This window comes from Xanthobacter sp. (assembly GCF_041911315.1).
Taxonomy (GTDB): domain Bacteria; phylum Pseudomonadota; class Alphaproteobacteria; order Rhizobiales; family Xanthobacteraceae; genus Xanthobacter; species Xanthobacter aminoxidans.
The window spans coordinates 17259-29012 of sequence record NZ_JAYRPE010000016.1 but is presented as its reverse complement, the minus strand read 5'-3'; the positions used below and the strand labels follow the sequence as shown (position 1 = coordinate 29012).

The 11754-nt window shown below is 69.6% G+C and carries 10 protein-coding genes and 1 riboswitch; of the genes, 2 read left to right on the top strand and 8 right to left on the bottom strand.

The annotated features are described in order from the left end of the window. Position 1: 1 nt before the first annotated feature. From ACE3QW_RS06050 to gcvT, 3 genes are read right to left on the bottom strand one after another with little or no spacing between them, the layout of a single operon-like run. Positions 2-478, bottom strand: a complete 477-nt coding sequence (locus ACE3QW_RS06050; protein WP_374250831.1) for an OsmC family protein — start codon at positions 476-478, stop codon at positions 2-4. Positions 479-499: 21 nt separating this feature from the next. Continuing rightward, entirely contained in the window at positions 500-871 is a 372-nt protein-coding gene (gcvH, locus tag ACE3QW_RS06045; RefSeq protein WP_374250830.1) for a glycine cleavage system protein GcvH, read from the bottom strand. Positions 872-873: 2 nt separating this feature from the next. Next, entirely contained in the window at positions 874-2040 is a 1167-nt protein-coding gene (gene gcvT, locus ACE3QW_RS06040) for a glycine cleavage system aminomethyltransferase GcvT (RefSeq protein ID WP_374250828.1), read from the bottom strand. Positions 2041-2237: 197 nt separating this feature from the next. After that, positions 2238-2340: riboswitch (glycine riboswitch) on the bottom strand. Between the two features lie 171 nt (positions 2341-2511). Between gcvT and ACE3QW_RS06035 the strand changes: the two genes are divergently transcribed. After that, positions 2512-4254, top strand: coding sequence for a lysine--tRNA ligase (locus tag ACE3QW_RS06035; protein ID WP_374250827.1), 1743 nt, complete (start codon positions 2512-2514; stop codon positions 4252-4254). Between the two features lie 210 nt (positions 4255-4464). Here the strand turns inward: ACE3QW_RS06035 and ACE3QW_RS06030 are convergent, their stop codons facing one another. From ACE3QW_RS06030 to radA, 4 genes are all read right to left on the bottom strand, one after another. Continuing rightward, positions 4465-5211 (bottom strand): SDR family NAD(P)-dependent oxidoreductase, encoded by a 747-nt coding sequence (locus ACE3QW_RS06030; protein ID WP_374250826.1) that lies wholly within the window; start codon positions 5209-5211, stop codon positions 4465-4467. A 55-nt stretch (positions 5212-5266) separates the two neighbouring features. Continuing rightward, positions 5267-6808: an amidophosphoribosyltransferase gene (purF, locus tag ACE3QW_RS06025; protein ID WP_374250825.1), complete on the bottom strand. Its 1542-nt coding sequence runs from the start codon at positions 6806-6808 to the stop codon at positions 5267-5269. A gap of 147 nt (positions 6809-6955) precedes the next feature. Beyond that, on the bottom strand, positions 6956-7531 hold the full coding sequence (locus tag ACE3QW_RS06020; RefSeq protein WP_024277148.1) for a CvpA family protein: 576 nt from the start codon (positions 7529-7531) through the stop codon (positions 6956-6958). 108 nt (positions 7532-7639) lie between these two features. Continuing rightward, positions 7640-9142 (bottom strand): DNA repair protein RadA, encoded by a 1503-nt coding sequence (gene radA, locus ACE3QW_RS06015; RefSeq protein WP_374250824.1) that lies wholly within the window; start codon positions 9140-9142, stop codon positions 7640-7642. 226 nt (positions 9143-9368) lie between these two features. Here radA and ACE3QW_RS06010 point away from each other — a divergent pair, with 226 nt between their 5' ends. Beyond that, positions 9369-10616 carry an aromatic ring-hydroxylating dioxygenase subunit alpha gene (locus ACE3QW_RS06010; RefSeq protein ID WP_374250823.1) on the top strand — a complete coding sequence of 416 codons (1248 nt, stop codon included), beginning with the start codon at positions 9369-9371 and terminating at the stop codon, positions 10614-10616. On the opposite strand, the gene alr is transcribed toward ACE3QW_RS06010, so the two are convergent. Beyond that, the gene (gene alr / locus ACE3QW_RS06005) at positions 10601-11683 is read right to left on the bottom strand and encodes an alanine racemase (protein WP_374250874.1); all 1083 of its coding nucleotides are present in this window, start codon (positions 11681-11683) and stop codon (positions 10601-10603) included. The two genes, ACE3QW_RS06010 and alr, sit on opposite strands and share 16 nt — an antisense overlap. Positions 11684-11754: the final 71 nt, after the last annotated feature.

Sequence of the window (11754 nt, the reverse complement as noted above, 5' to 3'; positions counted from 1 at the left end):
TTCAGGCGATGGTGAAGCTCGGGGTGATGACCACCTCCGAGCGCAGGGAATTGGCCACGAAGCATTCGTCGTGGGCCTTGTCGTGCAATGCCGCCACGTCTTCGGCCGTCGGCGTTTTGTCGCCGGAGAAGACGATGGCGGGGTTGAGCGCGATGCGGGAAATCCAGGTCTTGCCCCGCTCGGTCTTGCCGAACGCGGCCATCACCTTGTCCTCGTAGACGTCGATGCGGAAACCGGCCTTGCGGGCGAAATCCAGCACGAACAGCATGTGGCAGGCGGACAGGGAGGCGGCGAGCGCCTCCTCCGGGTCCACCGCATCGGCCTTCGACAAGGGCAGGCGGACCACCGCGGGCGAGGACGAGCCGGGCACGGTCAGCCCGTCGAACATCCATTGGTGCGCGCGGGGATAGCGCCCGTCCGAGAAGACGGCGTCGCCGCGGTCCCAGCGGACGGTGGCAATGGGGGTGTCGTCGCTCATGGTGTCCGCCTCCCGGCGCGTTCAGAGGGTGTCGAGGAAGGCCTTGTAGGCGGCCTCGTCCATCAGCTCGGACAGCTCGTCGGGCTTCGTCACCTTGAGCTTCAGGAACCAGCCCTTGCCCTCGGCATCCTCGTTGACGAGGCCGGGCGCGCCTTCCAGCTCGGAATTCACCTCCACCACCTCGCCGGAGATGGGGGCATAGACCTCGCTGGCGGCCTTCACGCTCTCCACCACGGCGGCTTCCTTGCCGCGGGTGACGGACTTGCCGATTTCCGGCAGCTCCACGAACACCACGTCGCCGAGTTGGCCCTGGGCGTAGTCGGAGATGCCGACCACCGCCACGTCGCCGTCGATGCGGGCGTATTCGTGGTCCTTGGTGTAGCGCACGGTCATGGTCAGCCCCCGGTTTTCTGCTTGCGCGCATAGCGCGTGGGTACGAAGGGAAGAGCGGTGACGACGGCCGGCAGAGCCTTGCCGCGCACCAATATGTCGAGGCGGGTGCCGGGCGCCGCGAGCGCCGGCGGCACATAGCCCATGGCGATGGGCGCCTGCAGCGTCGGGGCGAAGCCGCCCGAGGTGACGCGGCCGACGACCGCGCCCTCGGCCGCGATCTCCGCGCCCTCGCGGGCCGGGGCGCGGCCCTCCAGCTTCAGGCCGACGCGCACGCGGGCGGGGCCTTCCGCCAGCTCGCGCTGGACGCGCGCCGCGCCGGGAAAGCCGCCCTCAAGGCGCCGCCGCTTCTGGATGGACCAGACGAGCGCCGCCTCGATGGGCGAGGTGGAAAGGTCGATGTCGTGGCCATAGAGGCAGAGCCCGGCTTCCAGCCTGAGGCTGTCGCGGGCGCCGAGGCCGATGGCCTTCACCTCCGGCTCGGCCAGCAGCGCCGCCCACAGCGCGGGGGCATCCTCGGCGGCGACGGAGATCTCATAGCCGTCCTCGCCGGTATAGCCGGAGCGGGAGACCTCCACCGGCACGCCGTCGAAGGCGAGGGGCAAAGCGGTCATGAAGTCGAGGTCCGCCGCCTCCGGGCAATGGCGCGCCATCACCATGGCCGCCTCCGGGCCCTGAAGGGCGAGGAGCGCCCGCTCGGGGCGCTGCACCAGATTCACGCTGTCGGGGAGGTGGGCTTCGATGTGGGCGAAGTCATCGCCCTTGCAGGCGGCGTTGACCACGAGGATCAGCGTGCCGTCGGCGTCAGGGTCCGCCGGGCGGGTGGCCATGAAGTCGTCGCGGATGCCGCCGTCTTCGGCCGTCAATTGCGAATAGCGCTGCTTGCCGGGGGCGAGGCTCACGAAATCCGCCGGGGCGAGGGCTTCCAGCGCCCGCGCGGTGGTCTCGTGGTCCGGTCCGACGAGGAGCGCCTGCCCCATGTGGGAGACGTCGAACAGGCCGGCGTGGGTGCGGGTCCAATTGTGCTCTGCGAGGATGCCCTCGGGGTACTGGACCGGCATGAGGTAGCCCGCGAACGGGACCATGCGCGCGCCGAGCGCGCCATGGGCGGCGGCGAGCGGGGTTTCGAGCAGAGGCTCGGAGGGGGAATGCGAATCGGGGGACGATGCCAATGGAGGCTCCGGGACGAACAGCGCCAATTTCCGGGCCTGCCGAACCCCGTTTCCGGTGGTTCTGCGCGGCCCGCGCGGCGCCCCCTCTGTCTGCCGACCTGAGAGATTTCACCGCGCCTCGTGGAAGGGCACGGCTTACTCCTTCGGTGAGCCCAGCCCCGCCCTTCAAGGCGCAGCACGGCTGCTTTCCAGAGTTTCGTCCCCCTGCGGCCCTTGGTGCCTGAGCGGTTCCGGGGCGGTTGCGCCTTCGGCGCCGGCACACCTCAACTCAAGGGTGCCGGTCTCTCCCGCAGGGATCGTCCGATGTCTTGCGTTCCCTCCGCCCTTTTCGCCGGGGCAGCTGGAACGCGGGTGCAGCATAGGCGTTTGCCGCCCGCCGTCAACGCAAGAGCCGGGGAGCCCGTCACACGCCTTCGCGTTGACGCCGGGCGGCTGCATTCCTAAGTTCGCGCTCCTTTTCCGGAGCCTGTCATGTCCTCGTCCGAAGCCTCGCCTGCGCCCGTCGATCCCACCCAGCTCGCCGCCGAGCTGAAGGCGGTCGCGGAAACGGCCACCGCCTGGCCGTTCGAGGAAGCGCGCAAGCTGGTGGAGCGGCTGAAGAAGCGGCCCAAGGACGAGGTGCTGTTCGAGACCGGCTACGGCCCCTCGGGCCTGCCGCACATCGGCACCTTCGGCGAGGTGGCGCGCACCACCATGGTGCGGCACGCCTTCCGCATCCTCACCGAAGACAAGGTGAAGACGCGCCTTCTGTGCTTCTCCGACGACATGGACGGGATGCGCAAGATCCCCGAGAACGTGCCGGACCCGGCCGCGCTCGTGCCCTATCTCCAGATGCCGCTCACCAAGGTGCCCAACCCCTTCGGTGGTGATTATCCGAGCTTCGGCGCGCACAACAACGCCATGCTCCGGCGCTTCCTCGACACCTTCGGCTTCGACTACGAATTCGCCAGCGCCACCGAATACTACTTCTCCGGCAAGCTCGACGCCGTGCTGCTGAAGGCCGCCGAGAAGTACGACGAGATCATGGCCGTCATGCTGCCTACCCTCGGCGAGGAGCGGCAGGCCACCTATTCACCCTTCCTGCCCATCTCCCCCACCTCCGGCCGCGTGCTCTACGTGCCGCTGAAGAAGGTGGACGCCAAGGCCGGCACCATCACCTTCGACGATGAGGACGGCACCGAGCTGACGCTCCCCGTCACCGGCGGCAAGGTGAAGCTGCAGTGGAAGCCGGATTTCGGCGCCCGCTGGGCGGCGCTCGACGTCGATTTCGAGATGTTCGGCAAGGACCACCAGACCAACGCGCCGATCTATGACCGGATTTGCCAGATCCTCGGCGGCACCGCGCCGGAGCATTTCGTCTATGAACTGTTCCTGGACGAGAAGGGCCAGAAGATCTCCAAGTCCAAGGGCAACGGGCTCACCATCGACGAGTGGCTGACCTATGCGAGCCCGGAGAGCCTCGCGCTCTACATGTTCCAGTCGCCCCGCTCGGCGAAGAAGCTGCACTTCGACGTGATCCCGAAGGCGGTGGACGAATATTTCAACTTCCTCGCCCGCTATGCGCAGCAGGACTGGAAGCTGCGCTTCGGCAACCCGGTCTATCACATTCATGCCGGCAACCCGCCTGACGTGGACATGCCGGTGAGCTTCACCATGCTCCTCAACCTCGCCTCCGCCTCCAACACGGAGGACGAGAGCGTGCTGTGGGGCTTCCTGAAGCGCCATGTGCCCGGCGTGTCGGACCAGACGCACCCCAAGCTGCACGAGCTGGTGGGCTATGCGGTGCGCTATTTCCATGACTTCGTGAAGCCCAACAAGGTCTTCCGCATCCCGGACGCAGACGAGCGCGCGGCGCTGGAAACGCTCGATACGGCGCTGGCGGCCTTGCCGGCGGGCGCGAGCGCGGACGACATCCAGACGGTGCTCTATGACGTGGCGCGCCCCATCCCGCGCTACCAGGACCTGAAGGCCAAGGGCGCCACGCCCGAGCGGCCGGGCGTCTCGGTGGAGTGGTTCAACACGCTCTATCAGGTGCTGCTGGGCCTCGAACGCGGCCCCCGCTTCGGCTCCTTCGTCGCCATCTACGGCGTGGCCGAGACGCGCGAACTGATCCGCAAGGCGCTGGCGGGAGATTTCGTGCAGCAGCAGTCCAAGCTCGGTAAGCTTGGGCAGCATTTTCGCGATACCATTCCGCTTTCGAAGCCCGAAGCCTGACTAATCGTAGGGTCGCCGTCATGGCCGAGCTTGTCCCGGCCATCCACGTGGCTCGGCCGGGCACGGCTTCCGAAGGCTGCCCTATCGGCCCGACGTGGTTGCCCGGGACAAGCCCGGGCATGACGGCGGTTCTGGATACCGGAAACCGCTGAAGCGGAAAGGTGAATCGCCCGGACGCGCCGGGCGATGACAGCCGCCCCCTCCAGCCCCCTACGCCGGCATCTGGAAGCTGAGCAGCTTCTTCTGCGGGAAGTCGTAGAGCTTGCCGGTTTCCATGAAGGTGGGCAGGCACAAAGGCAGGATGGCCTCCGCCGCCTCTTCCGGCGCCGGCAAGCTGGATGGGTCTTCGCCGGGGAAGGCCTTGGCGCGCATCAGGGTGCGGATGGGGCCGGGGTTGAAGAGGTTGACCTTCAGGTTGCCGGAGACGCTCTCGTCCGCCCAGGTGCGGGCCATCACCTCAAGGCCCGCCTTGGTGATGGCGTAAGGCCCCCAATAGGCGCGCGCCTTGCTCGCCGCGCCGGAGGTGACCACCACCGCCCGGCCGGCCGGGGAGAGCTTCAGCAGCGGATCGAAGGAGCGCACGCAGCGCCAGTTGGCGGTGAGGTTCACCGCCACCGTGTCTTCCCAGTCCTTGGGGAAGACGTGGCCCAGCGGGGAAAGCGGGCCGAGCACGCCGGCATTGGCCACATAGATGTCGAGCCGGCCGTAGCGCTCGTAGAGCGCGCCGCCGAGCCGGTCGATGCCGTCGGAATCCTTGAGGTTCAGCGGCACCAGCGTGGCGCTCCCGCCCACCGCGCGGATGGCGTCGTCCACCTCCTGCAGCCCGCCTTCCGAGCGGCCCACGCACACCACATGCGCACCGGCTTTCGCCAGCGCCACCGCGGTGGCGGCGCCGATGCCGCGCGTGGCGCCGGTGACGAGGGCGATCTTTTCGGCGAGCGGCCGGTCGGCGGTCATGCGCAGTCCTGTTCAGGGGGAGGGTGCCCTCCCCTGGCGGGAGGGCCGGCTTGCCTTAGCTCGCTTCGGCGAGCAGCGAAAGCTGCTGCTGGGCCACCGCGCCGGCGCGGTCGGTCAGCGGGGTGGGATAGTCGCCGGTGAAGCAGTGGTCGGTGAACTGCGGCTTCACCGGGTCGCGGCCCTCGAAGCCCATGGCGCGGTAGACGCCATCCACCGAGAGGAAAGCCAGCGAATCCGCGCCGATGTAGCGGCGCATGCCTTCCAGGTCATGGGTGGCGGCGAGCAGCTTGTCCCGGTCCGGCGTGTCGATGCCGTAATAGTCGGGATGGGTGATGGGCGGGGAGGCGATGCGGAAATGCACCTCCTTGGCGCCGGCATCGCGCATCATCTGCACGATCTTCACCGAGGTGGTGCCGCGCACGAGGCTGTCGTCGACAAGGACGATGCTCTTGCCCTCCACCACCGAGCGGTTGGCGGAATGCTTCATGCGCACGCCCTGGTCGCGGATGGACTGGGTGGGCTGGATGAAGGTGCGGCCGACATAATGGTTGCGGATGATGCCCAGCTCGTAGGGGATGCCCGAGGTCTGGGAGAAGCCGATGGCCGCCGGCACGCCGGAATCCGGCACCGGGACGATCACGTCCGCATGGGCCGGGCTTTCGGTCGCCAGCACGCGGCCCATGTTCTTGCGCACCTGATAGACGGAGCGCCCGCCCACCACGGAATCCGGCCGGGCGAAATAGATGTACTCGAAGATGCAGGGCCGCGCCGCCATCTCCGGGAACGGCTTGAAGGACTGCACGCCCTCCTCGTCGATCACGATGACCTCGCCGTTCTCGATGTCGCGCACATAGCGCGCGCCGATGATGTCGAGGGCACAGGTTTCGGAGGCGAGGATGGGGGAGCCGTCCAGCGAGCCGAGCACCAGCGGGCGGATGCCGAGGGGGTCGCGGGCGCCGATGAGCTTCTTGTTGGTGAGCGCCACCAGCGAATAGGCGCCTTCCAGCGCCCGGATGGCGTCGATGAAGCGGTCGATGAAGCGCGGCTTGCGGGAGCGCGCCACGAGATGGAGGATCACCTCGGTGTCCGTGGTGGACTGGGTGATGGCACCTTCGCGCACCAGCTGGCGGCGGAGGGTGAGGCCGTTGGTGAGGTTGCCGTTGTGGCCCACGGCGAAGCCGCCCGCGTCCAGCTCGGCGAACAGGGGCTGCACGTTGCGCAGCAGGGTCTCGCCGGTGGTGGAGTAGCGCACATGGCCCACCGCCGCGTCGCCGGGCAGGCGGGCGATGACGCCGGCGTCGGAGAAGGCGTCGCCCACGAGGCCGAGGCGGCGCTCGGAATGGAAGCGGCGGCCGTCATAGGAGACGATGCCGGCGGCTTCCTGTCCGCGATGCTGGAGGGCGTGGAGGCCGATGGCGGTGATCGCCGCGGCCTCGGGGTGATTGTAGATGCCGAAGACGCCGCATTCCTCGCGGAGGCGATCGCCGTTCAGGTCGAGATCGAGATCGGCGCGACCGCCCGCGAGGGGTTCGCCATCCGTGCGGAAGGAGTCTCCGCCGGCCACTGAGATCGGCCCGTCACATCCCAAGTCCATCATGCACCCTCCGCGCGGGCCGGTCAGGCAGCGCCGTGCGAGCTTGCGCCGGGAGGTCGGAGCGGGAACACCCATAGCGCGGAAGGCTCAGCGCCCCCGCGTGGATGTCCCGGCCGGCCGGCCGGTCAGTTGCTGCCCCCAAAAAGAAACCTACCGCTGTCCCCCCGTCGGGGCGGCCGGGGCGGCAGGCGTGTCGCCCTCCTCAGCGGCGGGCGGCTTCTTCAACTTGTTCAAAATGGTGTTTTCAGGGTCATCCGGCAACTGCGCCTTCAGCCACTCCCCCGCTTTCGTGATGGCGGGGAGCGATTTTGCGTTGGCGACCCACGGGGGCTGCTTCTCCGGCGGCACCAGCCAGTTGAAGAACAAGAGCGCGATTACCATCAGCAGCAGGCCGCGGGCGAGGCCGAAGGCGAAGCCCAGCGTGCGGTCGAGGGCGCCGATTCGGCTGTCGAGCACCAGGTCCGAGATGCGCGCGGTGACGATGGAGGCAATGAGCAGCGTGCCGAGGAACAGCAACGCCACCGTCACCGCAAGAGCGGCCGAGTCCTGCGAGATGTATTGCTTCACCACAGGCAAGGCGGACTTGTAGAAATAGACGGTGACGCCGGCCGCGACAGCCCAGGACAGGATGGAGAAGACTTCCCGCAGAAAGCCGCGCACCATCGCCAGGATGCCGGAAATCAGCATCACAGAGAGAACGATAATGTCGAGCAAGGTTATGGGCATCGGCGCATCGATCCGTGATGGGCGCACCGCCAGACGCGCATGCGCGCGACCCGCCCACCCCCGGAGAGCCCAGCCGCGGGGCTGATATAGCTTGCGCGCCCGCCCGCGTCACCTTTCCTCGTCGTCGCCCCAATCCGCATGCTGGACGGCCCTTTGCGGGGGATTGCGGTCGTTCGAGCCCCGCGTCTCGCGCGGGGCAGCGTTGCGCGTCTCGCGCGGGCCTTCGTCCCGCGCCCGGCGGGGCGCGCTGGCTGCGATGCCGGCCACAAGCTCCGCGAGAGAGGAAACCGGCCGCACCGTGACCGGCGGGTCCAGCCCGTCGAGACCGCCGGAGGGGATGACGGCGCTGGCGAAGCCGAGCTTCGCCGCCTCCTTCAGCCGCGCCTGCGCCTGCGAGACGGGGCGCACAGCCCCCGTCAGACTCGCCTCGCCGAAATGCACCGCATCCGCCGGCAGGGGCGCGCCGGTCAGCGAGGAGACGAGGGCGGCGGCCACCGCGAGGTCCGCCGCCGGCTCGCCGATCTTCAGCCCGCCCGCCACGTTGAGATAGACGTCGTGCCCGCCGAGCCGCACGCCGCAGCGGGCATCCAGCACCGCCAGCACCATGGAGAGGCGGTTGGGGTCCCACCCCACCACCGCCCGGCGCGGGGTGCCCAGCGAAGAGGGGGCGACCAGCGCCTGAATCTCCACCAGCACCGGGCGCGTGCCCTCCATGCCGGCGAACACCGCGGTGCCCGGCGCCCCGGCATCGCGGTTGGAGAGGAAGAGTTCCGAGGGGTTCGCCACCTCGGAGAGGCCCCGGCCGGTCATCTCGAACACGCCGATCTCGTCGGTGGGGCCGAAGCGGTTCTTCTGCGCGCGCAGGATGCGGAACTGGTGGCCGCCGTCGCCCTCGAAGGAGAACACCGCGTCCACCATGTGCTCCACCACGCGCGGGCCGGCGATCTGCCCGTCCTTGGTGACATGACCGACGAGGATGACGCAGGCCCCCGTCTGCTTGGCGTAGCGCACCAGCAACTGGGCGGAGGTGCGCACCTGCGTCACCGTTCCGGGCGCGCTCTCCACGCTGTCCGACCACATGGTCTGGATGGAATCGATCACGACCATGTGAACGGGCGGGCCGCCCGACAAGGTGGCGATGATGTTCTCCGCATTGGTCTCGGCGGCGAGCCCCACGTCCGCCTTCTCCAGCCCCAGCCGCTGGGCGCGCAGGCGCACCTGATCCACCGCCTCCTCGCCGGAGACGTAGACGACGCGCTGCCCGCGTTGGGCCAGGGCTGCCGAGGCTTGCACCAGCAGAGTGGACTTGCCGATGCCGGGATCGCCGCCGATGAGCAGGATGGAGCCGGGCACGAAGCCGCCGCCCGCCACCCGGTCCAGCTCGCCGATGCCGGAGACGAGGCGCGGGGCGGGCTTGGCCGTGCCCTCCAGTCTCTCCAGCACCACCGCGCGGCCCTTGCGGCCGGAGCGCTGCGCCGCCGGCACGCTGGCGGCGACCGCGACTTCCTCGGAAATGGTGTTCCAGCCGCCGCACGCCTCGCACTTGCCCTGCCAGCGCGTGTAGACCGCCCCGCAGGACTGGCAGATGAAGGACGTGTCGCGCCGGGCCATGAAGATCACCCTCGGCGCGGGCAGGCCGGCCGGGTCTGGAGGACGAGGCCCGAATCTCGGGCGATGTTCTCTATATACCCCATCGGCCGCGCGGTGGGCCGGTCAAGGCCCCAAGCTTCGCCTCCGGGGTTGCGCGGCATCTGCGGCGCATCCCCAGATGGCGGGAACGGAACACCTCTGCTAATCAGCCTGCGCTGCCCTTTTCCGTCATGTCAGGGGATCGCCCGTGTTCCGAGACAGCCCTGCTTCCGCACCCACGCCGCAAGAGCCGGCCCGGCCCGCGCCGGCCGCCGGCCAGCCCGCCGAATGGGTGCGCGCGGCCACCGATCCCGCGGCCTTCACCGCCGAGCAGCAGGCGCTGGGGCGGGTGTGGACCTTCCTCTGCCTCGACGGGGAGGTGGCGCAGGATGGTCAGTGGTTCCGCACCGATCTCGGCGGGCGCTCGGTCTTCATCCAGCGCTTCGGCGACCGGCTGCGCGGCTTCGAGAATGTGTGCGCCCACCGCTTCCACCCCATCCGCCGCGAGCGCAGCGGGAAGGGCGCCATGGTCTGCGCCTTCCACCACTGGCGCTACAATGCCGAGGGGCAGGCGCTGGGCATTCCGGTCTGCGACGAGGCCTATGGCTGCCTGCCGAAGCAGCTCAACGCGCACCTGAAGCCCATCGAGGTGGAGGCGTTCGCCGGTCTCGTGTTCGGCCGCTTTCCCGATCCGGACGGGGAATCCCTCGCGGACTTCCTCGGCGATGCCGCGCCCATGCTCGCCGCGCTCTGCCCGCCCGGGCGCACCTTCACCCGCTTCGGCGGCGAGGTGCCGGCCAACTGGAAGTTCCTCACCCATGTGACGCTGGATGACTACCACATCGTCGCCGTCCACCCCTCCACCTTCGGCGCCAATGGCTATCTGAAGGCGAAGGAGGTCACCTATGCCCGCTTCGGCCGGCACAGCGCCTATACCACCGAGCCGGGGGATGACCCGCTGGGGGGCGTGCTGGCCGATTGCCGGGCCGGCACCTACCGCGCCCGCGACTATCTGATCGTGAACCTGTTCCCCACCTTCGGGGCGTCCCAGTTCCACGTCATCGATCTCCTCGGCCGCTCCTATTATGCGGTGATGGTGCTGCGCTATGCGCCGCTGGCCCATGACCGCTCGCGGCTGGAGGGCTGGCTCATCGAGGGCCCCATCGCGCCGCCGCGGCCGGGGCTGCTCGGCGTCTTCGACCGCTTCGCGCAGAAGGTGATTTCGCGCATCGTGCCCTTCTATGCGCGCCGCGTGCTGGCCGAGGACAATGCGGTGTGCGAGGGCCAGCAGGAGGTCGCCCGCCAGATCACCGAGGATCAGCGCCTGAGCCCCGCCTTCGAGAAGCGCATCGGCTGGTTCGAGGAGACCTATGCGGCGGAGCTGGCGGCCGCACGGGAGCCCGCCGCCCCCAAGCCCGCCGCCCCCAAGCCCTTCGCCCCTCACCCGCCCACATAGCGGCGGGCGTAGCGGGCGCCCAGCGAGGTGAGCACCTCGTAGCCGATGGTTCCGGAGCGGGCGGCGAGGTCGTCCACGCTGATGCCGTCGCCGAGGAAGACCGCCACGTCGCCCCGCTGCACCGCGCCCTCGGGCAGGTCGGTGATGTCGAGGGTGGCGAGGTCCATGGAGACGCGGCCCACGAGATGGCAGCGCCGGCCGGCGACCATCGCCTCCACCCCCTTGGCGAGGTCGGAGGAGCCGGCGGCCCGGAACAGCCCGTCCGCATAGCCGATGGAGACGGTGGCGAGGCGGCTCGGCCGCTTCAGCCGCTCGGCGGCGCCATAGCCCACGGTCTCGCCGGCCGCGACGCTCGACACCTGGATGATCTTCGCTTCCAGGCGCACCACGGGGCGCAGCGGTGGCACGCCGGTGATGGCGACGCCGCCGTAAAGGAAGATGCCCGGCCGCACCAGCTCGAAGCGGAAATCGCGGCCCAGCAGGGTGCCGGCGGAATTGGCCAGCGAGCCCGGCACGCCCCGGAAGCGGCGGATCACGTCGGCGAACACCGCGCGCTGGCGGGCGGTGAGGGCGTGGCCGGGCGTGTCGGCGCAGGCGAGGTGGCTCATGACGAGGCTGGGCGTGAAGCCGAGCATCCGGCGTGTGCCGGCGAGCTGCACCGCCTCGTCCACCGAGAGGCCGAGCCGGTTCATGCCGGTATCCACATGGAGCGCGGTGGGCAGGTCCGCCCCCTGGTCGCGGCAGAAGTCGCTCCATTCGGTGATCTCGGGCACCGAGCCCAGCACCGGCCGCAGGCGGGCCGCCGCATGGTCGGCGGCGGTCTCCGGCAACAGGCCGTTCAATACGTAGATCACCGCCTCGGGCAGCAGGGCGCGCAGCGCGAGGGCTTCCTTGAAGTGGGCGACGAAGAAGGTGCGGGCGCCCGCCTTCCACAGGGCCGGGGCGACGCGGTCGATGCCGAGGCCGTAGGCATTGGCCTTCACCACCGCCGCGCATTCGGCCGGGGCGGCAAGCGCGGCAAGGGTGCGCCAGTTGTCGGCGATGGCGGACAGATCGACGGTGAGGATGGCGCCGGCTTCGCGCGCCTCACGCTCGGCCTGGTCTGCCGCTGCGGCGCTGGCGGCGGGGTCCTCGGGGG